Genomic DNA, 20,968 nt, shown 5'->3' with positions numbered 1-20,968 from the left:
TCGCCAGGGGCGAAGGCGAGATTGACCTGCTCGGCCTGCAGGCGCTCGATACACAAGGTCATGCGCAACAAGCATGACGGTGACCAGGCGAACACCGGTGCAACCAGTTCGACCCGGTCAGCGCCCTGCTCCCACAGCACGCGCTCGGCCTGCCACTGACCGCCCAGACGCCCCTGGTACTGCTCAAGCTGCAAGCCCGGCACCAGACCCAGCGCCCAGCGACTACCCGCCTGGGTCCCCAGTAACAGGCCCAGCAGCAACACCAACATGAGCAACAGTGTCAGCATCGCGAGCAGGATATTTCTGAAAACGCGACTCACAGTTCCGGCCCCATGGAGAAGTGCAGACGAAAGCCGCCATCGTCATCCAGCGCGTGGGCCAGATCCAGACGCAGCGGTCCGACCGGAGATACCCAGCGCACGCCAATACCGACACCGGTCTTGAGGCTGGGAAACTCCAGGTTGTTGAATGAATTACCCTGGTCGACAAAAGTCGCCACCCTCCACTTTTCCATCACTTCGTACTGATACTCGGCACTGCCGGCCACCAGGTAGCGGCCACCAATCCGATCGCCATCGGAGTTTTCCGGCGACAGGCTCTGGTAGTCATAGCCACGCACACTCTGGTCACCACCGGCAAAGAAACGCAGCGAGGGCGGAATCGAACTTTGATAATCGTTGGTGGCGCTGCCGCCGACCTGCACGCGCCCGAGAAAACGGTGTTTCTGGGCCAGTGTGGTCAAACCCTTGAGCACCACATTGGCATGCAGCAGGTTGGTATCGGACACCAGCCCTTCCTTGGCCGCCTGCACATCGAACTGCAGACGATAGCCGTTGTGCGGGTCAATACGGTTGTCGCTACGCAGATAGGAATAGCTGACGCCAGGCATCAACAGGTTGCTCAGGCCCGAGTCATCCCCTAAGCGATACTCTTCGCGCTGGTACTTGAGCGACAGCACGCGCTGCCAGCCACTGGGTAGCTTGCTGTGCCACTCCGGGCCAACGGTGAGGAGCTTGCTCAGCGTGTCGGTGCCGGCGATTTCTTCGTTCTGGTAGCCACCGGCAAAGCGAAATTTGTCGGTCAATGGTGGGTCGAGGGGAATGTCGTACCACAACCCGACATTCTGCCGGGGGGCCGACAACTCGGTTTCCCAGCCATAACTATGGCCCTGTGGATTGACCCAGTGCCGGGTCCAGTTGGCCTTGCCACGCGGACCGACGTCAGTCGAAAACCCCAGGCCCAGACCCATGGTGCGTGGTTTGCGGGTGCTCAGTTGCACCGCGACGGGAATGCTCTGTTCTACCGCTGCCGTGGGCGCGGCATCGACCCGCACGCCCTCGAAATAGCCGCTCGATTGCAGGGCATTGTTGAGTTCGGCAATCAGCTCGGAATCGTAGGGGGTGTCGGCCTTGAACGGCACCATGCGCTGCAACAGGGTCTCGTCGAACGGCGTGTCACCGGCAAAACTGACCTTGCCCAGGCGATAGCGTGGGCCACTGTCATAGATCAATTCGATGTCGGCAACGCCAGCCTGGGGATCAACTACCAGGCGCTGGCGCAGGAAACGCCCGCTGAAGAAACCGTAGCGCGCAGCCTGGTTCTGGATCAGCCGTTTGGCGTCTTCGTAATGGCCATGGTTGAGCACCTCGCCTGAACGCAGGGCCTTGCTGTCGGGCATGCGAAATGCCTTGAGCTCAGTGGCCGGGCCATCAATGCGGATGGTCACGTCACGCAGGTGCACAGGCTCGCCGGGGTCGATGTTGAGGATCAGTTGCGGGCCCTTGTCGGCCTTGGCCGGCGGCTTGACCTCACTGTCGATCTGCGCCTGATAGTAGCCCAGGGCCTGAGCCGCCTTGTGCGCCTGCTCGACAGCCCCACGGCTGAAACGCAGCAGCGCCTCTTCATCGCGTTTACCAAGGCTGCCGATATAGCCTTCGACATTGGCCTTGAGTTCGTTATTGGCAGGTTTGACCTTCACAACCAACTCGCTCTGCGCATACGCGGCAACGCTGGCCATCCATAGAATCAAACCGCAGGTGAATCGTCCTGAATACGTCATAGGCGCGGATGCTACCAGAGCTTGGCGCCAGCATGGAGTCCGAGGCTCTCCCGCCAGCTATGCAGGCACGGCCGATGCACGCCGAGATGACTGGGGATTGGGATGAAAGAACACATGTTCGCGAACAGGTCCTACAGCAATTTCGCCGATTTCCTGGTAACCCTGGCGCTGATAAAAGGCCAGATAGTGTTCATTTCCGGTGTCCAGCACCACACCTTGGGAGTGCTCGTCCTCGGCACACCAGTCATGCACAGCTTGTAACAATTGCTCACCATAGTGCTTGCCCTGGAACTGCGGATGAATGCCCAGCAGCGGCAACACATGCACGGCGTCGCCCGGTAGGCAGGCCATCAGTGCTGCCTGATAATCGAGGTAGCGCCGGGTACAGCGAAAACCGGTACTCAAGACCATGCGCATGCGCCAGGCCCAACTCTCAGTGATACCCAGGCGGCGCTGTGGCGGTGCAATCAGGGCAATGCCAATCAGCCGGTCGTCAACCAGCAGCCCCAATGCCGGCAACTCCTGAAGAAAATGCTGCTTGACCAGTTCACGCACCGTGGCGCGAATACGCTGATCATAGCCAGGACGCTGCGCTTCGAACAGGAAGGCAAAAGTCGGCTCATGCCGATAGGCGTGATACAACAATGAACGCGCCTCACGGTTATAGCCGCCATCAAGCAAACGGACCTGAGCCGGGACAGCAGTCGATTCGGCCATACTGAAAAACCTCCACAAATGGGCATTCATTGCCTTCAAGGCGTACGTTGCGCCGACGTTCGCCCCGAGCACCACGTTAGCAGCCTACGCAGTGGTGCGCCATGCTGGCCGCAGCCGTCGATGTCGGCTAGGATCCTTGGTTTTATCAGGATTGTGTTTCCCATGAAGATCGTCTCGTTCAACATCAATGGCCTGCGCGCCCGGCCCCACCAGTTGGCGGCGTTGATCGAAAAGCATCAGCCAGACGTGATCGGCCTGCAGGAAACCAAGGTCAGCGACGATCAGTTTCCGTTGGCCGAGGTCCAGGCACTGGGTTATCACGTGCATTTCCATGGCCAGAAGGGCCACTACGGCGTCGCCCTGCTCTCGCGCCAGGCGCCGCTGAGCCTGCACAAGGGCTTTGCCACCGATGAGGAAGACGCCCAGCGCCGCTTTATCTGGGGCACCTTCGCCGATGCCGATGGCACGCCGATCACCATCATGAACGGCTACTTCCCTCAGGGCGAAAGCCGCGACCACCCCACCAAATTCCCAGCCAAACAGCGTTTTTACAGCGACCTGCAGGCGCTGCTGGAAAACCAGTTCAAGAACGATCAGCCGCTGCTGGTCATGGGCGATGTGAACATCTCCCCCGAGGACTGTGACATCGGCATCGGCGCCGACAATGCCAAACGCTGGCTCAAGACTGGTAAATGCAGTTTCCTGCCTGAAGAACGCGAGTGGATGGCACGCCTGAAGAACTGGGGTCTGGTCGACAGCTTCCGTCACCTGCACCCTGAGGTTGCCGACCGTTTCAGTTGGTTCGACTACCGCAGCCGCGGTTTCGAAGATGAGCCCAAACGTGGTCTGCGTATCGATCTGATCATGGCCTCCCAGGGCTTGCTGCCGCGGATCAAGGCGGCGGGGGTCGACTATGATCTGCGCGCGATGGAAAAACCTTCGGACCATGCGCCGATCTGGCTGGAACTGGCTTAACACTGACTTTTCGCTGGGCAAGCCCGCTCTCACTATGGGGGTTTGCCCAGCGATCAGGCGCTGTCACATTACGGTCATCCAACCGTCTTAATCTGCGGCAAATCCTTTGCCCGAAGAGTGCCTGCCGGCATGTTCCGCCACCTCAGCCTGATTCTGCTGTGCCTGCTTGCGCTCTATGCTCAGGCAGCCCCTGACACCTCGACTCAACTCCGTATCCAGGGCTCGAATACTATTGGCGCGGCGCTGGCGCCAGCGTTGGTCAAGGGTATGCTGGAAGCTCAAGGCGCCAGCCATATATCAATCGTAACGGCCAGCACTGCCAACGAAATCCAGGTCAACGCCCGGGATGCCCATGGCCAGCCCTTGCGCATCGACATCGCCGCCCACGGCTCCAGCACCGGTTTTGCCGCACTCAAAACCGGACAGGCCGAACTGGCCGCTGCCTCGCGCCCGATCAAGGTCAGTGAGCTGAGCGAACTTCAGGCACTCGGCGACCTGAACAGCGCCGCTGCCGAACAGGTCATCGGCCTGGACGGCGTCGCCGTGATCGTCCACCCCGACAACCCGCTGCCACAGTTGAGTACCGCGCAATTGGCGCAGATCTTTGCCGGGCGGATCACTACTTGGCAGGAGTTGGGACTGGGCAACGGGCCAATTCACCTGTACGCCCGGGATGACCGCTCGGGCACCTTCGAAACCTTCAAAGCGCTGGTGCTCGATGCCACCGGGCGGCCGCTGGCCACCACGGCCCGGCGCTTCGAATCCGGCGAGCAACTGGCCCGGGAGGTCCTGGCGGACCGTCAGGCCATAGGCTTCGCCAGCCTGGCTTCGGTACATGGGGCCAAGGTACTGGCGATTGCCGATGGCGCCTCGCGGCCGATGCTGCCGAGCCCGGCGCTGGTGGCCAGTGAAGACTATCCGCTGTCACGGCGCTTGTACTTTTATCTGCCTCCCACCCAGGCTACGCCTTGGGCCCGGGCATTGGTGGAGTTTACCCAGAGCCCTAAAGGGCAGGCGATCGTCAGCAGTAACGGGTTTGTCGGGCAGCAGGTTCAAGCCGTCAAGGTACCTCCCGCCGACAACATGCCGTTGTCCTATCGGACCCTGGCGCGCAACGCCCAGCGCCTGTCGGTTAATTTCCGCTTCCAGGAGGGCAATGCCAGCCTGGACAACAAGGCGCTGCGTGATGTGCAGCGGGTGGTTGAATTCCTGCGTCAGCACAACAAGCTCGAACAAGGTGCTGTGCTGGTCGGATTTGGCGATGCCAAGCACGATCCCGAGCGCGCTGCCCTGCTTTCGCGCCTGCGTGCCATGGCCGTGCGCCGGGAACTGGTCAAGGAGGGCGTGACCCTGCGCGAAATCATCGGCCTGGGCGACGAACTGCCGGTAGCCGCCAACACCGCCGAAGAAGGCCGCATCCGCAACCGGCGGGTTGAAGTCTGGGTCTATTGACTGCCCGTAACAGCCCGCGCAATTATTTGTAACAGCGCCGACTGGGCGTCAGTGCTCTCCACAGCTAGGCTTTGATTATTGACGCCGGGCCCCTCTGACGGCTGCCAAGCCGCCATGTCGGAGTCACTGTTGCCTATGGCAACGTCGACAATCAAGGAGGGGCGCATGGCGGCTCTACTAGTATTTCTCGAAAGCGACGTTCTCGGTACCAGCGCCTGGTTCTGGCTGGCATTCATTGGCATTGTCCTGACCCTGCTGATGCTGGACCTGGGCGTGTTACACCGCAAGGCCCACGAAATCGAAATGCGCGAAAGCCTGCTGCTGTACGCTGGCTATTTCAGTGTCGGTGTGCTGTTTGGCGGGTGGATCTGGATGGAACTGGGCGCGCAACGTGCCTTGGAGTTCTACACCGGCTTTCTGGTCGAGCAATCGTTGTCCATGGACAATATCTTCGTCATGGCGATGATCTTCAGCTACTTCGCCATTCCCCGCGTTTACCAGCACCGGGTATTATTCTGGGGCATCCTCGGCGTGGTGGTGTTGCGGGCGATCATGATTGGCATCGGCAGTGCTCTGGTCCAGGAGTTCGCCTGGGTCCTCTATGTGTTCGGTGCCTTCTTGCTGGTTACCGGAGTCAAGATGCTGTTTTCCCGCCAGGAGGCTCACCCGGACCTGGCCAACAACCCTGCACTCAAGTTTGTGCGCCGTCATTTGCGCGTCACCGACGACCTGTATGGCCCGCGCTTTTTCGTGCGCCTCAAGGCTGCCAGGCAGAACAAGGCCGGACTGTACGCCACCCCGTTGTTCCTGGCCTTGGTGTTGATCGAACTGGCCGATCTGGTGTTTGCCGTAGACAGCGTGCCGGCCATCTTCGCCATCACCCAGGACCCGTTCATCGTCTACACCTCGAATATCTTCGCAATCCTTGGCCTGCGTGCACTGTATTTCGCCTTGGCGGCACTGATGCATCGCTTTGTCTATCTCAAGTACGCCCTGGCCCTGGTGCTGATCTTTATCGGTAGCAAGATCTTCTATCACGGCCTGATTGGCGCGGTACCGGCATTGCTGTCGCTGGGTGTGACGGTGGGTTTGTTGAGCGGCGGCGTGCTGTTGTCACTGTTCAAGACGCGTGACCAGCCACAACATCCTGCAAACTCCGGCAGCCACAAATGAATCAGGCCCGCATCGGCGGGCCTGATATCCATGGCGTGCGAATCAATGCCCGCTGCGCAGCATTTCCTTAGGGACGTATTTGCCGATTTCGTACTTGCCGATCGCCGCCCGGTGCACTTCATCCGGGCCATCGGCCAGGCGCAGGGTGCGTTGCATGGCGTACATGTAAGCCAGTGGAAAATCTCCACTGACCCCGGCTCCGCCATGAATCTGAATCGCCCGATCGATGACCTTCAAGGCCACGTTCGGCGCCACTACCTTGATTTGTGCGATCTCGCTGCGAGCGACCTTGTTGCCCACGGTATCCATCATGTAGGCCGCCTTCAGCGTCAGCAGCCGAGCCATGTCGATTTCCATGCGCGAATCGGCGATCTTGTCGACGTTACCGCCCAGGCGCGCCAGCGGGCGGCCAAACGCGGTGCGTTCCACCGAACGCTTGCACATCAATTCCAGGGCCCGTTCGGCCATGCCGATCGAGCGCATGCAATGGTGAATGCGTCCCGGGCCGAGCCGCCCCTGGGCAATTTCAAAACCTCGCCCCTCACCCAAAAGCACGTTCTCATAGGACACCCGCACGTTCTCGAACAGCACTTCGGCATGGCCATGAGGGGCATCGTCGTAACCGAACACCGGCAGTGGCCGGACTATTTTCACCCCAGGAGTATCGGTGGGCACCAGAATCATCGAATGCTGCTGGTGACGCGGGCCGTCCGGGTTGCTCAAGCCCATGAAGATCATGATCTTGCAGCGCGGATCGCAAGCACCGGAGGTCCACCACTTGCGACCATTGATCACCCACTCGTCGCCCTCGCGTACGGCGCGGGCGGCCATGTTGGTGGCATCGGAAGACGCCACATCCGGCTCGGTCATGGCAAAAGCTGAACGGATATCACCGCGCAACAGCGGTTCCAGCCACTGGCGCTTCTGCTCCTCACTGCCATAGCGCACCAGCACTTCCATGTTGCCAGTGTCCGGGGCCGAGCAGTTGAACGGCTCGGGGCCCAGCAGCGAGCGCCCCATGATCTCGGCCAAGGGCGCATATTCCAGGTTGCTCAAGCCTGCGCCCAGCTCCGACTCAGGGAGGAACAGGTTCCACAGCCCTTCAGTCTTGGCCTTGTTCTTGAGCTCTTCCATGATTGCGGTCGGCTGCCAGCGGTCACCCTCGGCAACCTGGCGCTCGAACAGCGCCTCAGCGGGATAGACATAAGCATCCATGAACGCCGTGACACGTTCGCGCAACGCCTGGACCTTGGGTGAATAGGCGAAATCCATGGGCAGTACCTTCAGTGGAAAGAGGATCTGATGAAGAGCCTAGATCAGTGAGCAAAATCCACCTAGCCTATTCTCGGCGTGTATAAACATTCATAACCAATATATGATTGCCCCATAACACCAACAAGAGCAGCGCCCATGAACCTGAGCAAGGTCGATCTGAATCTGTTCATCGTCTTCGATGCCATCTACACCGAAGCCAACCTGACCCGCGCTGGGCAGATCGTCGGCATCACCCAGCCTGCGGTGTCCAACGCCCTGGCGCGGCTGCGCGAGACCTTCAACGACCCGCTGTTCGTACGCACCGCGCAAGGCATGGTGCCCACGCCCATGGCGCAGAACATCATCGGCCCGGTGCGCAACGCCCTGTCGCTGTTACGCGTTTCGGTGCAGGAAAGTCGCATCTTCAATCCCTTGCAGGCGAACAAGACCTTTCGCATCAGCATGACCGACCTCACTGAGGCGGTGATTCTGCCGCCGCTGTTCCAGCGCCTACGCCGCCTGGCCCCAGCGGTGATCATCGAGAGCTTTCTCTGCAAGCGCCGTGAAACCACCAAGGAGCTGGCTGCCGGGCGCCTGGATTTTGCCGTCGATGCCCCGCTCAACACCGACCCGCAGGTGCGCCACGTCAAGCTCATGCAGGATCAGTACGTCTGCGCCTTGCGCCAGGGCCACCCGATGGCCAAAGACAAACTCAGCCTGGACGAGTACCTGGGGTTGACCCACATTCATATCTCCAGCCGCCGCAACGGCCTGGGTTATGTCGATCTGGCCCTGGGCAAGATGGGCGTACAGCGCAAGATCGCCCTGCGTTCGCAGCATTACCTGATGGCCTCGCAGGTGCTGCAACAGACCGACATGGTCATGACCGTGCCAGAGCGCTTCGCCCGCCGCCACCAGCTCAACTATCTGAGCCTGCCGGTCAACGACGTGCCACCGCTGGAAACCCACCTGTACTGGCATGAAAGCACCGATCAGGACCCGGCCAACCGCTGGATGCGCGAGCAGATCATCGAGTTGTGTCAGACGGTGGTGGCACAGGACGAGCGGGCACAGGCATAGGCTTGCCCCACAGCGCTTGACGTATACGTCAACCTGCCATTAGGTTAGCTCATGCCCTTATCCCGAGCCTGACCATGAGCAGCCAGACCTACAGCATCTCCGACCTGTCCCGCGAGCTGGACATCACCACCCGTGCCATCCGCTTCTATGAGGAGCAGGGCTTGCTCAGCCCCGAGCGCCGGGGCCTTGAGCGTGTCTATTCGGCCCGCGACAAGGTCAGCCTGAAACTGATTCTGCGCGGCAAGCGCATCGGCTTCTCGCTGGCCGAGTGCCGCGAATTGATCGAGCTCTACGACCCGACCAGCGGCAACCTGAAACAGTTGCACAGCATGCTGGCGAAAATCGCCGAACGCCGCGCCCAGCTCGAACAGCAACTGCTCGATATCCAGCAAATGCAGCTGGAACTGGACACCGCCGAAGAGCGCTGCGAACAAGCGCTGGCCGCCACCTTGAACAATCAGAAAAACAGCCATTGAGCCCTGAGGAATCGCGCCATGTCATTGCCTGAAACAGTCCGCCTGGTCGAAGTTGGCCCGCGCGACGGCCTACAGAATGAAGCCCAGCCCATCAGCGTGGCCGACAAGGTCCGCCTGGTCGATGACCTGAGTGCGGCAGGCCTGTCCTATATAGAAGTGGGCAGCTTCGTTTCGCCCAAGTGGGTACCACAGATGGCCGGCTCCGCCGAGGTGTTTGCCAACATCAAGCAAAAATCGGGTGTCACCTATGCTGCCCTGGCGCCGAACCTGCGTGGTTTCGAAGATGCGCTGGCGGCCGGGGTCAAGGAGGTGGCCGTGTTCGCTGCAGCCTCCGAGGCGTTCTCCCAGCGCAATATCAATTGCTCGATCAGCGACAGCCTGCAGCGCTTCGTGCCGATCATGGAAGCGGCGCGCCAGCACGGGGTGCGGGTGCGGGGCTATGTCTCCTGCGTCCTGGGCTGCCCTTATGAAGGCACGATCAGCGCCGAACAAGTCGCCCCGGTGGCCCGCGAGCTGCACGACATGGGCTGTTATGAAGTGTCGTTGGGCGACACCATCGGCACCGGCACCCCCGGGGCGACCCGGCGCCTGTTCGAAGTGGTCGGTGCCCAAGTGCCCCGGGCCCAACTGGCCGGTCACTTCCATGACACCTACGGCCAGGCCCTGGCCAACGTCTATGCCAGCCTGCTCGAAGGCATCAGTGTGTTCGACAGCTCTGTTGCCGGCCTTGGCGGCTGCCCCTATGCCAAGGGCGCCAGCGGTAACGTTGCCAGTGAAGACGTGCTGTACATGCTCCAGGGCCTGGGTATCAACACCGGTATCGACCTGGAGCGCTTGATTGCTGCGGGCTTGCGTATCAGTGAAGTACTCGGCCGCGCCAGTGGGTCGCGGGTGGCACGCGCCCGTCACGCACAGTAAACACAAGCGGTAACAGCCGGATCTGCGTCTGGGTGTTACCGCTCCCGCACTTTTCAGGGAAATTCCGGGTAACACGGAAACAAATCGACAGAATCCCCCGGCCCGTTTTTCCCGGAAAACATGCAAGCCATTGATTTTATTGAGTTTTAAAAAGTTGGCACGACACCTGCTATATCTTTGGTACAAGAACAATAAAAAGTGCGACACACCCAATAAGAATAAGACGTAACGACTCTGACATAACAAGAACAACACGGCAGAGACGCAGCTAACAGATTTTTTTGGAGAAGATGTACTTTTCCGGGGTTCGCCCCCGCAACCTGACACAAAATAATAAAACTACCCCAAGGTAGCGAAGGTCACGGTTGGATCAGCAATGATGAGAGTAGATCAGCGCTCAAAAAAATACGTTTGCTCTTGATCCCGGATGGGGATCGCCAGTGATAAGAGGCAACGGTCGCCAAAAACAACAACAGGCCGCCCTCCAATAACAAAAAAAGAGCACGCAACAATCTTTGAGGGGAGCTTCGGCTCCCCTCAGTGCTTCCTGCCCTCCTCGCTTTTTCCTTCATCGTCCTTCTCGAACCTGCGCATGTCCGTGGCCGAACTGGCCGGCCAACGCTTGCCAATCAGCGAAGCACACGCCGATGCCTGACTGTAGCAGGTGCGGTGGATGGTCGCAGGCACCTGAAGACCACCGAGCAAGGCTCGATAATCTGGGGCCCGCAGGGTTACAGCAAGAAATCTGATACGGTTTTTATCTAAATATCTGAGCCTGTTATGCAAACAGATGGGGCGCCATAGTGTTCTGGCCTGATCGAGGCCTGATGAGCGACGAACCATGAGCGATAGAATTCCCGTCCAGATCGTTGAAATTGCCGAGCCTTCCACCACCAAGAAGAAGACCGCCAGCAGCGACAGACAGATCCACACCCGCAGCTTCACCGGCTTTTTTCGTAACCTGCGCCTGGGTGGCGCGGGCTTTCTGTTTCTGCTGTTCTTCGGCACCGCCTGGCTGAACTGGAATGGCCGCCAGGCCGTGCTATGGGACCTGGCTGACAGCAAGTTCCACATTTTCGGTGCAACCTTCTGGCCGCAAGACTTCATTCTCTTGTCGGCGCTGCTGATCATCTGCGCCTTCGGCCTGTTCGCCATCACCGTGTTTGCCGGGCGGGTCTGGTGCGGTTACACCTGCCCACAAAGCTCCTGGACGTGGATCTTCATGTGGTGCGAAAAAGTCACAGAAGGGGATCGCAACCAGCGCATCAAACTCAGTGCCGCGCCCTGGAGCCTGAACAAACTGGCCCGGCGCTCGGCCAAACACACCCTGTGGCTGGCCATCAGTCTGCTCACCGGCCTGACTTTCGTCGGTTACTTCACCCCAATCCGGCCGCTGACCGAAGAACTCTTCACCTTGCAGCTGGGCGGCGTCAGCCTGTTCTGGATCCTGTTCTTCACCGGCGCCACCTACATCAATGCCGGCTGGTTGCGTGAGGCGGTGTGCATGCACATGTGCCCGTATGCCCGTTTCCAGAGTGTGATGTTCGACAAAGACACCCTGGCCATCGCCTACGACCCGGCGCGCGGTGAGTCCCGCGGCCCACGCAAGAAAGACAGCGACTACAAGGCCAAAGGCCTGGGCGATTGCATCGACTGCCAGATGTGTGTGCAGGTCTGCCCGACCGGTATCGATATCCGTGACGGCCTGCAGATGGAATGCATCGGCTGCGCTGCCTGCATCGACGCCTGTGACTCGATCATGGACAAGATGGGCTATGCCCGCGGCCTGGTTGGCTACAAGTCCGAACACAACCTGCAAGGCGGCAAGACCAACTGGTTGCGCCCACGCCTGCTCGGTTACCTCACCGTGCTGGTGGTGATGATCGGTGCCCTGGTCATCGCCCTGCAGCAACGACCAATGGTGTCGATGGACGTGATCAAGGACCGTGGCCTGTTCCGCGAGAACAACCTGGGCCAGATCGAAAACATTTACACCCTCAAGGTCATCAACAAGACCCAGCAAGCGCAGCATTATCGCTTGCGCCTGGTGGACGCCGAGGGCTTCCAGTTGCACGGCAAGACCGAGCTCACCCTGGATGCGGGTGAGATGAGCGAGATGCCGGTATCGGTGGCGATGTTTGCCGAACAGCCGCAAAGCAGCTCCCAGGAAATCGCTTTCGAAATCAGCGACAGCGACCAACCGGGTATTTCCAGTGTTGCCCACAGCCGTTTTGTCGCGCCTTTGAACCGCTGATCACATACACTTCGCAGCAGTCGAAACGTCCTGAGCCATGATGAAACGCTACGAAAAATTCGCCGACGACATTGCCGAACTGATTCGCTCCGGGGTCCTGGGCCCTGGCCAGCGAGTGCCATCGGTGCGCTATGCCAGCCAGACCCACGGGGTCAGCCCGTCCACGGTGTTCCAGGCCTATTACCTGCTGGAGCGCCGCGGACTGATCCGCGCGCGACCGCGCTCGGGCTATTTCGTCAACGCCCATGCGCCGCGGCAGTTTAGCGAACCGCAGATCATCGAGCAAGCGAGCGAATCCACCGAGGTGGATGTCAGTGAGCTGGTGTTCTCGATTCTCGACTCGATCAAGGACCCACAGACCGTCGCGTTCGGCTCGGCCTTCCCCAGCCCCCACCTGTTCCCGCTGCCACGCCTGGCCCGTTCCATGGCCAGCGCCAGCCGCGAGATGGATCCGCGTATGGTGGTCACCGACCTGTCGCCGGGCAACCCGCAACTGCGTCGGCAGATTGCCCTGCGCTACATGGTCGGCGGGCTGATGTTGCCGATGGAGGAGCTGCTGATCACCAATGGCGCACTGGAAGCATTGAACCTGTGTCTGCAGGCGGTGACCGAACCGGGTGACCTGGTAGCAATCGAGGCACCCGCTTTCTACGCCTGTCTGCAGGTGCTTGAACGGCTCAAACTGAAGGCTGTGGAGATCCCCGTGCACCCGCGCGAAGGTATCGACCTTGGCGTGTTGGCGCAGACCCTGGCCAAGCATCCGGTCAAAGCTGTCTGGTGCATGACCAACTTCCAGAACCCGGTGGGCGCGAGCATGCCGGAGGAGAAAAAACAGCAGCTGGTCGAACTGCTGCGCCAGCATCAGGTACCGCTGATCGAAGACGATGTCTATGCCGAGCTGTACTACGCCCAGCAGGCGCCAAAACCGGCCAAGGCTTTCGACACCGATGGCCTGGTGATGCACTGCGGCTCCTTCTCCAAGAGTCTGGCACCGGGCTACCGGATCGGCTGGGTGGCGGCCGGGCGCTATGCACAGAAAATCGAACGGCTGAAACTGATGACCTCGTTGTGCGCCTCAATGCCGGCCCAGGCGGCGATCGCCGACTACCTGCAGCACGGCGGTTACGATCGGCATCTGCGCAGACTGCGCTATGCCCTGGAAGAGCAGCAGAGCGCCATGCTTGCCGCCATTGCCCGGCACTTCCCGGCGCAGACCCGGGTCAGTCACCCGTCGGGTGGTTACTTCCTGTGGCTGGAGCTGCCGGAGCAAATGAATTCGCTCAAGCTGTTCCAGATGGCCCTGGCCCAGGGCATCAGCATCGCGCCCGGGCCGATCTTTTCGCCGACCCAGCGCTTTCGCAACTGTATCCGTCTGAACTACGGCAGCCCATGGACCGAGCAATCGGAACAAGCCATGGAGACCCTGGGCAGAATCGTGCGCTCGTTCTGAGCGCCCGACAGTGTGGGGGCAGGCTCAGCGCCCGCCGCCCAAGTCGATGAAGCTGCCTGTGGAGTACGAGGCCTTGTCGGACAACAGCCAGATAATCGCCTCGGCCACCTCCTCTGCCTGACCACCACGGCCCATGGGGATGCCCGGTTCAAGCTTGCTGACACGCTCAGGGTCGCCGCTAAGGGCATGGAAGTCCGTGAATATGTAGCCTGGGCGCACAGCATTGACGCGGATGCCGTCACCGGCAACTTCCTTGGCCAGGCCCTGGGTGAAGGTGTCCAACGCCCCTTTGGAAGCCGCGTAGTCGACATACTCGTTCGGCGAACCCAGCCGCGCGGCCACCGACGACACGTTGACGATGCTCCCACCCTGCCCGCCGTGGCGCTTCGACATCCGCTGCACGGCATGCTTGCTACAGAGCATCGGCCCGACCACGTTGGTCTTCATCAACTTGAGCAGGCGGAACTCCGACATATGCTCAAGCTGACTCTTCTGGCCGATGGTCCCTGCATTGTTGACCAGCGCGGTCACTGGCCCAAGCTCAGCATCGACCCGCTGAAACAGGTGAATGATCTCGTCTTCGACACTAACGTCGGCTTTGACCGTGATGGCCTCGGCGCCCAATTCGCGGACCTCGGCCAGCACCCGCTGGGCAGCCTCGTCGTCACTCAGATAGTTGATGCAGATGCGATACCCTTCACGAGCCGCCAGGTGTGCAGTCGCGGCGCCAATGCCACGACTGGCGCCAGTGATCACAATGACTTTATCCATGGATACTCCGTGCCCCCAATGGCATATACCGCTCAAGGCTAACGCAGGATGGAGCAGCCGCAAAGCAGCGCACACGCTATCCAGCACAACACCTCAGCGCAGACAGGATGATCAGTGTGCCTGACAAATCTGTAATCTGCCGCTCAGATTTCTGACAGTCGTCGCTCGCTATGGTCATGCCACCCTCGCTTATGGATTGGCAACCCCATGCTTGCAAACCCGACTCGCCGTACCTTCGTCAAAGGCTTCGCTTGCGCTACGGCGAGCGCCTGCGCATCACCCCGGTCAACGACACCATGATGGCCCAACCGATTCACCTGCACGGTCTGTGGAGCGACCTGGAAGACGAACACGGGCGCTTCCAGGTGCGCAAACACACCCTCGACATTCCGCCCGGCAGTCGCCGCAGCTACCGGGTCAGCGCCAACGCTCTGGGGCGCTGGGCCTACCACTACCACCTGCTTTACCACCTGCAGATGGGCATGTTCCGCGAGGTACGCGTCGATGAATGAAGTACTCACCCGTCCCCTGTTGGTCAGCCTGGCGCTGCTCGCGCTGTTGGCCAGTGAGGAAGTCCGGGCCCAGGGCATGGATCATTGCGCCATGAACCATGGCAGCATGAACCACGACAGCATGCCCCAACCCCCGATGGACCACGCCGGCATGGACAACAATGCCATGGGACACGGCCAAGCGCAGGACACACCGCGCACACCGTTGCGGTCGATCACTGTAGCCGACCGCCGCGCCGCCTTCCCGCCCCTCCCCGGTCATCAGGTGCATGATCGGCAAGTCAATTGGGCGGTGATTGTCGAACAGCTCGAGTATCAGAACTTCGACAGCAGCAGTGCCCTGAACTGGAACGCCAACGCCTGGATCGGCGGCGATATCGATCGCCTCTGGCTGCGTACCGAAGGTGAATGTGAACAAGGCGTGACCCACAAGGCCGAACTGCAAGCGCTCTAGGGGCATGCCACTCTACGGCCTGGAGCTGGAAGCCACCGCCTACCTGGGTGAGCGGCAACAAACCGCGCCGCGCCTGGAGAGCAGTTACGCTATCCTGCTGAGCAACCGTTGGATTCTCGAACCGTCGCTGGAAGCCAACTTCTATGGCCGTAACGATGCCAGCCGCGAGCAGGGCTGTGGCCTGGCCGACAGTGAGATCGGTGTCCGCCTGCGTTTCTAGTATTGGAGAAGTACCATGTTGAGCAAGAAAATCGTCGCCTTCGGCCTGCTGGCCCTGAGCACCCTGGCCCAGGCCGGACAAACCATCGATGTCTACCGCGACCCCAACTGCGGCTGCTGCAAGGAGTGGATCAGCCACCTGCGCGACAACGGTTTCACCGTCAACGATCATGTCGAGCCGAACATGAGTGCGGTCAAGCAGCGTCTGGGGGTGGCGCCACGCCTGGCCTCGTGCCACACCGGGGTGATCGACGGCAAGTTCGTCGAGGGCCATGTGCCGGCTGAACAGGTCAAACTGCTTGCCAAGCGCTCCGACTTGCGCGGCCTCGCGGTACCGGGTATGCCGATGGGCTCGCCCGGCATGGAAATGGGTGACCACAAGGATGCCTACCAGGTGATCGGCCTGACCCAGAACGGGCGCGACGAAGTGGTCGCCAACTACTGATCAGCGCGCAATGTTGAACGAGTGGGCGCTGTTTCTCAGCGCCTTTGGCGCAGCGACCCTGTTGCCGCTGCAATCGGAAGCCGTGCTGGTGGGTTTGCTGCTGCACGATCCACAGGCTGTGTTCAGCCTGCTGCTGATCGCCACCACCGGTAATGTACTGGGCTCGATCGTCAACTGGCTGTTGGGCCGCGGGATCGAACACCTGCGTGACCGGCGCTGGTTTCCCTTCAAGCAGGCGCAACTGGACAAGGCGCAGCAACGCTACCAGCGCTATGGCCAGTGGTCACTGCTGCTGAGCTGGATGCCGGTAATCGGCGACCCGTTGACCCTGATCGCCGGAATCATGCGCGAACCTTTCTGGCGCTTCGTCGTGCTGGTCACGATTGCCAAAGCCGGGCGTTACGCTGTGCTGGCCCTGCTGACCCTAGGCTGGCTGGGGCGCTAGCGCCCCCAGATTTGTGCTTCGGTCCAGCCCAGTTCGGCAAAGTCCCGGGCGCGCAGGTGCGCTTCGTCTTCGCAGAAAAATTCGTCCAGTTGTGGTGGTTTCACCGAGGTGTCACTGAGCATGGCGTGTACCTGCCCGCGGTGATGAATCTGGTGCTCAAACAGGTGGGACAACAGTCGCAATCGTTGTTCTCGCTGGACCCAGTCCGGACGCACGATGCTCACGTAACGCTGTAACTGGTCATCTTGCAGTTGGCTGCAGTAGGCAATCAGCCGGTGATCGGCCTGGGCCTGTTCTTCTCTGAGCGCCTCACAGTTGGAAAACGGCTCTTCAGGCTCGAAGAAACGCTCAATGTCCGTCTCCGGCGCCTCGCCACGCTGCTCTGACTCCAGCGCGTTGAGATAGAACCAGTCCACCGTGAGGATGTGATTGAGTGTGGCCTTGATCGACCCGAAAAAACTGCAGCGCGGCGCCACGAACTCGTCCTCGCTCAACTGCAGGCAGGCCTTGTAGAGCCTGTGGTTGGCCCAACCATTGTGGTAGGCCATGGTCAGCAAATGGTGCGAAAGCGGCTGCATTTTCGACTCCTTCAACAGAAGCGTTGCAGTTGCATCTCCCGCAAACGGCTGAGGGTGCGCCGGAACGGGAACTCCAGATACCCTTGAGTGTAGAGCGCTTCGAGAGGGACTTCGGCTTCCAGGTACAGGGCGACCCGACGGTCGTAACATTCATCGACCAACGCGATGAATCGCCGCACGCTGTCATCATGCACCGATAACTGCGGCAACTCCCGGTCGCCAGCCAGCACACGGCTGGCCGCATCCTCAGTGCCCCGGGCAATCTTCGCTGGCCGCTGGCGAGCGCCCAGAGCGGGTACCTCTCCCAACAGGATGGCGGTGAAACTGTCGCACAGCGCCATGAAATCCATGGCGGCCAAAGGCTGCTCGCACAACCCGGCGTAGCGGCACCAGATCACCGTATCGCTGCGTTGCACTACCTGTATCTGCCGCGACCCCACTGGCAAGGGCTTATCGCAGCAGGGCTGTTCACCGCGCAGCTGGGCAAAGACTCCACCCAGGGCTTCGGGCTGGCCGGGCTCACGCACCCAGTAACGCTGCTGCGCGACGCCTGGATGCAGGCGGTGGTCCTGCTCACCGACCACTGCCTGCACCTGCATGTGCTGTTCGATGGCGGTAATCGCCGGCAGGAAGCGCTCACGATTGAAGCCATCGCGATACAACTGGCCGGGTGGCTGGTTGGAGGTGGCGACAATCACCACGCCAGCCTCGAACAGCACCTGGAACAGACGCCCGAGAATGATCGCGTCACCAATATCGTTGACGAACAGTTCATCGAAGCACAGCACCCGGATCTCTTCGGCCAGGGACCAGGCCAGGGCGTGCAAGGGATCGGCGGTGCCATTGAGCTGGAACAGGCGTTGGTGCACCCAGCGCATGAAGTGGTGAAAGTGCTGACGCCGGGCCGGCACCTGCAAGCAGCGGTGGAACTGATCCATCAACCAGGTCTTGCCGCGCCCCACCGGACCCCAGAGATAGACGCCCTGCGGAGTTTCGCCACGTTGCAGGGCCTCAAAACAGCATTGCAAAGCACTGGCAGCTTGCAGCTGAGCCGGGTCGCTGACAAAGCCATCGCGTTCGATGGCCTGCTGGTAGAGCTGCAGGGGGGACTGCTCGGTGAAGCAGGTCATGAAAGGCGCCTAAGGTCAAAGGGCTCCATTCTGGCAATCGGGGCTCTACAGATCCAGCCCCACTTTCAGCAGCGCACCCTCCTCGGCATCCGTCAGCAAGTACAGATAACCATCCGGCCCCACCCTCACATCACGAATCCGCGCATTGAGCTCTCCCAGCAGGCGCTCTTCGTGGACAACCTTGTCGCCATTGAGCTGCAGGCGAATCAACTCCTGGCTCGCCAAGGCACCGATAAACACACTGTGTTCCCAGGGTTTGAATCGTGGGTTGTCGTAAAAGGCCATGCCGCTGATGGCCGGCGATTTTTCCCAAACATGGTGTGGGTCGACCATGCCATCGACATGCTCGCCCTTGGCCTCGGGAATCGGCATCAGCGAATAATTGATACCGTGCGTGGCGAGTGGCCAGCCGTAGTTTTTACCGGGTAGAGGGATGTTGATCTCGTCACCGCCACGCGGGCCATGCTCGTTGGTCCACAACTCGCCGGTCCAGGGGTTGAGCGCTGCGCCCTGCTGATTACGGTGGCCGAACGACCAGATCTCGGGGCGGACATTGTCCTGGCCGACAAACGGATTGTCCTTCGGCACCGTGCCGTCCGGCAGGATGCGCACCACCTTGCCCTGCAGCTTGTCCAGGTCCTGGGAGGTCGGACGCTGGTTGTTTTCCCCCAGGGCAATGAACAGGTATCCGTCACGGTCGAACACCAGCCGCGAGCCAAAGTGCAGACCTGTCGACAGCTTGGGCTGCTGGCGGAAGATCACGTCGAAATCTTCTAGCTCGGCCATGTCGGCAGACAAACGCCCCCGGCCCACAGCGGTACCGGCTTTCCCATCCTCGCCATCACCCTCGGCATAACTCAGGTAAACCATACGGTCCTGCTTGAAGGTCGGTGACAGGACGACATCGAGCAACCCACCCTGCCCTTGGGCCCACACCTCGGGCACACCGCCCAGTGGCGCACCGACCTTGCCTTCGTTACTGACGATGCGCAAATTGCCTGCCCGCTCAGTCAGCAGTATGCCGTTACCATCCGGCAGAAAAGCCAACGCCCAAGGATGGCTCAGGCCTTCGGCCAGGATACTGACCTTGACGCTGCCCTCTTCGCTCTTGAAGGTGCGCTCGGGAGCGGCATGGGCCGGCAGCGGTAGCAGCGCCGCGGTCAACAGAGTGGCAATCCAGGTGCGTGCGGACATCAGTGTTTCCTTCCAGGAATCAAGGCGTGCGAGTCGACTCGCGAGGCGGTCGAGTGGGTTCCAGTTGCGGGGTGGACTGCTCACGGCGCATGTTTTCGCCATTGCCGATGCCGCGGTTTTCCAGGGTTGGCTGGCGCGGGATGGGTTGGGTCGAAGGCCCCCGCACAGGTGGCGTGGCCTGCACGCTGCCCTGACGGCTGTTGGGGTTGGCGCGCATGATCGGGCTGTTGTAAGGATTGTTCGGCGAGGCAGCCAATTGCAACCGCGTGTCAGCGTGCGCGGTCGGTAACAGCAGGCACAGGGACAGGCTTGCCAGACTCAACACAGATCTGTTCACGAATACACCTCCTGCGCGAAACGACGCGCCCAAGCATTGGATAGCCTAAGGCGCGTCAGGTTCGTCAGGAAACCGCAATTTCTCCTACAGGTGATTCATTTTGTGTCCGGTTCAGTCGACCTTGTGCCGGGCGGCATACAGGCAGAGCATTTCCATGGCCAGTGTCGACCCGGCCAGGGCGGTGATATCGGCATGGTCATAGGCCGGCGCGACTTCCACCAGATCCATGCCGACCAAATTGATACCGCGCAAGCCACCGATTATCTCCAGCGCCTGCACCGTGGTCAGCCCGCCACATACCGGGGTACCGGTGCCTGGCGCGTAAGCCGGGTCGAGGCAGTCGATATCGAAGGTCAGGTACACCGGATGCTCGCCGACCCGCTGACGGATCGCTTCGATGATCGCCTGACAGCCACGCTGATGCACCTGGCGCGCATCCAGCACGGCAAAGCCCTGGGTGTCGTCATTGGTGGTACGCAAGCCGATCTGCACCGAGCGCGACGGATCCACCAGGCCTTCGCGAGCGGCGTGCCAGAACATCGTGCCGTGGTCGACGCGCCCGCCCCCCTCCTCACACGGCCAGGTGTCACTGTGGGCGTCGAAGTGGATCAGCGACAGCGGGCCATGTTTGCGTGCATGGGCCTTGAGCAGCGGGTAACTGATGAAGTGATCGCCGCCGAGGGTGAGCATGGCGCAGCCGGCTTCGAGGATCTGTTCGGCATGGGCCTGGATGCTGTCTGGAATGGTCTGCGGGCTGCCATAGTCGAAGTTACAGTCGCCGTAGTCGATCACCGCCAGATGGTCGAACGGATCGAATTCCCATGGCCAGTGACGGGCCCAGGCCTGCTGCACGGAAGCGCTGCGTATGGCGCGCGGGCCGAAGCGTGCGCCGGGGCGGTTGCTGGTAGCGGTGTCGAACGGCACGCCGCTGACCACCACGTCGACGCCGCGTAAGTCGCGTGTGTAACGCCGACGAGAGAAACTGGTGATCCCGGCAAAGGTGTTCTCGGCGGCGGTGCCATACAGGCTGTCGCGGGTCATTGCCTGGTCGTTGTCAGGGGTGAGGTCCATCATC

The 20,968-nt window shown here is 60.8% G+C and carries 20 protein-coding genes and 2 pseudogenes; 13 read left to right on the top strand and 9 right to left on the bottom strand.

Annotated elements, in window-relative coordinates; genetic code table 11:
* Positions 1 to 316: 316 nt before the first annotated feature.
* Complete coding sequence (locus C6382_RS17060) at positions 317 to 2,059, bottom strand: autotransporter assembly complex family protein (protein WP_107025553.1); 1,743 nt, start codon at positions 2,057 to 2,059, stop codon at positions 317 to 319.
* A 57-nt stretch (positions 2,060 to 2,116) separates the two neighbouring features.
* A complete protein-coding gene (locus tag C6382_RS17055) occupies positions 2,117 to 2,776 on the bottom strand; it encodes an N-acetyltransferase (RefSeq protein ID WP_107025552.1) in 660 nt (219 codons plus the stop codon).
* Between the two features lie 162 nt (positions 2,777 to 2,938).
* Here C6382_RS17055 and xthA point away from each other — a divergent pair, with 162 nt between their 5' ends.
* The 3 genes from xthA to C6382_RS17040 all read left to right on the top strand — a co-directional run bounded on the left by xthA (position 2,939) and on the right by C6382_RS17040 (position 6,376).
* On the top strand, positions 2,939 to 3,751 hold the full coding sequence (gene xthA, locus C6382_RS17050) for an exodeoxyribonuclease III (RefSeq protein WP_107025551.1): 813 nt from the start codon (positions 2,939 to 2,941) through the stop codon (positions 3,749 to 3,751).
* A 129-nt stretch (positions 3,752 to 3,880) separates the two neighbouring features.
* A complete protein-coding gene (locus C6382_RS17045) occupies positions 3,881 to 5,203 on the top strand; it encodes a substrate-binding domain-containing protein (RefSeq protein ID WP_107025550.1) in 1,323 nt (440 codons plus the stop codon).
* Positions 5,204 to 5,368: 165 nt separating this feature from the next.
* Positions 5,369 to 6,376 carry a TerC family protein gene (locus C6382_RS17040; RefSeq protein WP_107025549.1) on the top strand — a complete coding sequence of 336 codons (1,008 nt, stop codon included), beginning with the start codon at positions 5,369 to 5,371 and terminating at the stop codon, positions 6,374 to 6,376.
* Positions 6,377 to 6,418: 42 nt separating this feature from the next.
* Here the strand turns inward: C6382_RS17040 and C6382_RS17035 are convergent, their stop codons facing one another.
* Positions 6,419 to 7,648, bottom strand: a complete 1,230-nt coding sequence (locus C6382_RS17035) for an acyl-CoA dehydrogenase (RefSeq protein WP_107025548.1) — start codon at positions 7,646 to 7,648, stop codon at positions 6,419 to 6,421.
* A 138-nt stretch (positions 7,649 to 7,786) separates the two neighbouring features.
* On the opposite strand from C6382_RS17035, the gene C6382_RS17030 reads away from it, so the two are divergent.
* The 6 genes and pseudogenes from C6382_RS17030 to mapR all read left to right on the top strand — a co-directional run bounded on the left by C6382_RS17030 (position 7,787) and on the right by mapR (position 13,808).
* A complete protein-coding gene (locus C6382_RS17030) occupies positions 7,787 to 8,710 on the top strand; it encodes a LysR family transcriptional regulator (protein ID WP_107025547.1) in 924 nt (307 codons plus the stop codon).
* A 74-nt stretch (positions 8,711 to 8,784) separates the two neighbouring features.
* On the top strand, positions 8,785 to 9,186 hold the full coding sequence (locus C6382_RS17025; RefSeq protein ID WP_028944211.1) for a MerR family DNA-binding transcriptional regulator: 402 nt from the start codon (positions 8,785 to 8,787) through the stop codon (positions 9,184 to 9,186).
* A gap of 18 nt (positions 9,187 to 9,204) precedes the next feature.
* The gene (locus C6382_RS17020) at positions 9,205 to 10,104 is read left to right on the top strand and encodes a hydroxymethylglutaryl-CoA lyase (protein ID WP_107025546.1); all 900 of its coding nucleotides are present in this window, start codon (positions 9,205 to 9,207) and stop codon (positions 10,102 to 10,104) included.
* Positions 10,105 to 10,591: 487 nt separating this feature from the next.
* Positions 10,592 to 10,869 (top strand): annotated as a pseudogene (locus tag C6382_RS24750) (DUF3203 family protein).
* Positions 10,870 to 10,945: 76 nt separating this feature from the next.
* Positions 10,946 to 12,358, top strand: a complete 1,413-nt coding sequence (gene ccoG / locus C6382_RS17015; RefSeq protein WP_107025545.1) for a cytochrome c oxidase accessory protein CcoG — start codon at positions 10,946 to 10,948, stop codon at positions 12,356 to 12,358.
* A gap of 40 nt (positions 12,359 to 12,398) precedes the next feature.
* Complete coding sequence (mapR, locus tag C6382_RS17010) at positions 12,399 to 13,808, top strand: GntR family transcriptional regulator MpaR (protein ID WP_107025544.1); 1,410 nt, start codon at positions 12,399 to 12,401, stop codon at positions 13,806 to 13,808.
* Positions 13,809 to 13,832: 24 nt separating this feature from the next.
* Here mapR and C6382_RS17005 read toward each other — a convergent pair whose 3' ends face one another.
* Entirely contained in the window at positions 13,833 to 14,579 is a 747-nt protein-coding gene (locus tag C6382_RS17005) for an SDR family oxidoreductase (RefSeq protein ID WP_107025543.1), read from the bottom strand.
* Between the two features lie 170 nt (positions 14,580 to 14,749).
* Between C6382_RS17005 and C6382_RS17000 the strand changes: the two genes are divergently transcribed.
* The 4 genes and pseudogenes from C6382_RS17000 (at position 14,750) to C6382_RS16985 (ending at position 16,654) form a co-directional block, all read left to right on the top strand.
* On the top strand, positions 14,750 to 15,091 hold the full coding sequence (locus C6382_RS17000) for a multicopper oxidase domain-containing protein (protein WP_371919628.1): 342 nt from the start codon (positions 14,750 to 14,752) through the stop codon (positions 15,089 to 15,091).
* Positions 15,084 to 15,762, top strand: a pseudogene (locus tag C6382_RS16995) (copper resistance protein B); the annotation flags it as partial. The gene C6382_RS17000 and the pseudogene C6382_RS16995, both read left to right, overlap by 8 nt.
* Positions 15,763 to 15,780: 18 nt before the next feature.
* Positions 15,781 to 16,209, top strand: a complete 429-nt coding sequence (locus tag C6382_RS16990) for a DUF411 domain-containing protein (RefSeq protein ID WP_107025542.1) — start codon at positions 15,781 to 15,783, stop codon at positions 16,207 to 16,209.
* A 10-nt stretch (positions 16,210 to 16,219) separates the two neighbouring features.
* Positions 16,220 to 16,654 carry a YqaA family protein gene (locus tag C6382_RS16985; protein ID WP_107025541.1) on the top strand — a complete coding sequence of 145 codons (435 nt, stop codon included), beginning with the start codon at positions 16,220 to 16,222 and terminating at the stop codon, positions 16,652 to 16,654.
* Here C6382_RS16985 and C6382_RS16980 read toward each other — a convergent pair.
* From C6382_RS16980 to speB, 5 genes are all read right to left on the bottom strand, one after another.
* Entirely contained in the window at positions 16,651 to 17,232 is a 582-nt protein-coding gene (locus C6382_RS16980) for a DinB family protein (RefSeq protein ID WP_107025540.1), read from the bottom strand. The genes C6382_RS16985 and C6382_RS16980 overlap by 4 nt on opposite strands.
* 11 nt (positions 17,233 to 17,243) lie before the next feature.
* Positions 17,244 to 18,362 carry a cell division protein ZapE gene (gene zapE, locus C6382_RS16975; RefSeq protein WP_107025539.1) on the bottom strand — a complete coding sequence of 373 codons (1,119 nt, stop codon included), beginning with the start codon at positions 18,360 to 18,362 and terminating at the stop codon, positions 17,244 to 17,246.
* Between the two features lie 45 nt (positions 18,363 to 18,407).
* On the bottom strand, positions 18,408 to 19,556 hold the full coding sequence (locus C6382_RS16970) for a PQQ-dependent sugar dehydrogenase (RefSeq protein WP_107025538.1): 1,149 nt from the start codon (positions 19,554 to 19,556) through the stop codon (positions 18,408 to 18,410).
* A 19-nt stretch (positions 19,557 to 19,575) separates the two neighbouring features.
* A complete protein-coding gene (locus C6382_RS16965) occupies positions 19,576 to 19,893 on the bottom strand; it encodes a hypothetical protein (RefSeq protein WP_107025537.1) in 318 nt (105 codons plus the stop codon).
* A gap of 111 nt (positions 19,894 to 20,004) precedes the next feature.
* Positions 20,005 to 20,964, bottom strand: coding sequence for an agmatinase (gene speB / locus C6382_RS16960; RefSeq protein WP_107025536.1), 960 nt, complete (start codon positions 20,962 to 20,964; stop codon positions 20,005 to 20,007).
* Between the last annotated feature and the right edge of the window lie 4 nt (positions 20,965 to 20,968).

The sequence above is a fragment of the Pseudomonas sp. BBP2017 genome (genome assembly GCF_003024385.1).
Taxonomy (GTDB): domain Bacteria; phylum Pseudomonadota; class Gammaproteobacteria; order Pseudomonadales; family Pseudomonadaceae; genus Aquipseudomonas.
The sequence above is the reverse complement of the archived record's forward strand: the minus strand, read 5'-3'. Positions and strand labels throughout refer to the sequence as shown.

Bases quoted from the DNA above. Each gene is read 5' to 3' on its own strand.
- C6382_RS17060 (WP_107025553.1), bottom strand. From the start codon at position 2,059: ATGACGTATTCAGGACGATTCACCTGCGGTTTGATTCTATGGATGGCC.
- C6382_RS17055 (WP_107025552.1), bottom strand. From the start codon at position 2,776: ATGGCCGAATCGACTGCTGTCCCGGCTCAGGTCCGTTTGCTTGATGGC.
- xthA (WP_107025551.1), top strand. From the start codon at position 2,939: ATGAAGATCGTCTCGTTCAACATCAATGGCCTGCGCGCCCGGCCCCAC.
- C6382_RS17045 (WP_107025550.1), top strand. From the start codon at position 3,881: ATGTTCCGCCACCTCAGCCTGATTCTGCTGTGCCTGCTTGCGCTCTAT.
- C6382_RS17040 (WP_107025549.1), top strand. From the start codon at position 5,369: ATGGCGGCTCTACTAGTATTTCTCGAAAGCGACGTTCTCGGTACCAGC.
- C6382_RS17035 (WP_107025548.1), bottom strand. From the start codon at position 7,648: ATGGATTTCGCCTATTCACCCAAGGTCCAGGCGTTGCGCGAACGTGTC.
- C6382_RS17030 (WP_107025547.1), top strand. From the start codon at position 7,787: ATGAACCTGAGCAAGGTCGATCTGAATCTGTTCATCGTCTTCGATGCC.
- C6382_RS17025 (WP_028944211.1), top strand. From the start codon at position 8,785: ATGAGCAGCCAGACCTACAGCATCTCCGACCTGTCCCGCGAGCTGGAC.
- C6382_RS17020 (WP_107025546.1), top strand. From the start codon at position 9,205: ATGTCATTGCCTGAAACAGTCCGCCTGGTCGAAGTTGGCCCGCGCGAC.
- ccoG (WP_107025545.1), top strand. From the start codon at position 10,946: ATGAGCGATAGAATTCCCGTCCAGATCGTTGAAATTGCCGAGCCTTCC.
- mapR (WP_107025544.1), top strand. From the start codon at position 12,399: ATGAAACGCTACGAAAAATTCGCCGACGACATTGCCGAACTGATTCGC.
- C6382_RS17005 (WP_107025543.1), bottom strand. From the start codon at position 14,579: ATGGATAAAGTCATTGTGATCACTGGCGCCAGTCGTGGCATTGGCGCC.
- C6382_RS17000 (WP_371919628.1), top strand. From the start codon at position 14,750: ATGGTCATGCCACCCTCGCTTATGGATTGGCAACCCCATGCTTGCAAA.
- C6382_RS16990 (WP_107025542.1), top strand. From the start codon at position 15,781: ATGTTGAGCAAGAAAATCGTCGCCTTCGGCCTGCTGGCCCTGAGCACC.
- C6382_RS16985 (WP_107025541.1), top strand. From the start codon at position 16,220: ATGTTGAACGAGTGGGCGCTGTTTCTCAGCGCCTTTGGCGCAGCGACC.
- C6382_RS16980 (WP_107025540.1), bottom strand. From the start codon at position 17,232: ATGCAGCCGCTTTCGCACCATTTGCTGACCATGGCCTACCACAATGGT.
- zapE (WP_107025539.1), bottom strand. From the start codon at position 18,362: ATGACCTGCTTCACCGAGCAGTCCCCCCTGCAGCTCTACCAGCAGGCC.
- C6382_RS16970 (WP_107025538.1), bottom strand. From the start codon at position 19,556: ATGTCCGCACGCACCTGGATTGCCACTCTGTTGACCGCGGCGCTGCTA.
- speB (WP_107025536.1), bottom strand. From the start codon at position 20,964: ATGGACCTCACCCCTGACAACGACCAGGCAATGACCCGCGACAGCCTG.